We start from the raw sequence: 768 nt of genomic DNA, 5'->3' as shown, positions 1-768 counted from the left end.
AGCACAGTGATCACTGAAACTAGGCCAATAAAAATACGAATTAGAATTTTCTTCAAAACCAAAACTCTTTAAATAATTTGGCAAGCCGAGCTTGAGAGACTTATAAACTAAGCCTCTTTTACAAACAAATAGCCCTTGCTTCGAACTGTCTTGATCCTTCGTGGGTGAACCGGATCATCACCTATTTTCGGACGAATTCTAGAGACTCGAACATCAATCGAACGATCTTGACCATCATATTCGATACCGCGCAAGTTAGTAAAGATTTCTTCACGGCTCAGCACGTTACCTGCATTACTGGATAATAACCAAAGTAAGTCAAACTCTGCACTGGTTAAATCGATACTTTCATCGTCCAACCATGCCTCTCGCATTGAGCTATCAACAACCAGGTTGTTAAATACCAAGCGGGTCGCATCAGCTGCCTGACCTGACTCTGCACCAGCATCTGATGATTGGTCAACATGCTCATTAATCCGACGAAGTAAGGCGCGAATTCTTGCTAGCAGAACCCTAGGACGAACAGGCTTAGACATATAATCATCGGCCCCCATTTCCAAACCTAGTACCTGATCTAGATCGTCAGTTCGCGCAGTCAACATAAGAATCGGTCCATTATAATTAGGACGCACCTTACGACATATTGACAAGCCATCCTCACCTGGAAGCATCAGATCCAACACTACCAGATCAGGCTTTTCATTGACGATACGATCAACTGCATGAGAGCCATTACCTTCAACCGAAACGACAAGCCCATTACTCTCC

The 768-nt window shown here is 43.6% G+C and carries 1 protein-coding gene; it reads right to left on the bottom strand.

Annotated elements, in window-relative coordinates; translation table 11 throughout:
• Window positions 1-107 precede the first annotated feature (107 nt).
• Window positions 108-768: winged helix-turn-helix domain-containing protein (locus tag A3735_RS07380; protein WP_068637847.1), on the bottom strand; the 661-nt coding region annotated here is incomplete at its 5' end.

The organism is Oleiphilus sp. HI0061 (assembly GCF_001635675.1).
Note: the sequence above shows the minus strand (reverse complement) of the source record. Positions and strands in the feature narration are given on the sequence as shown.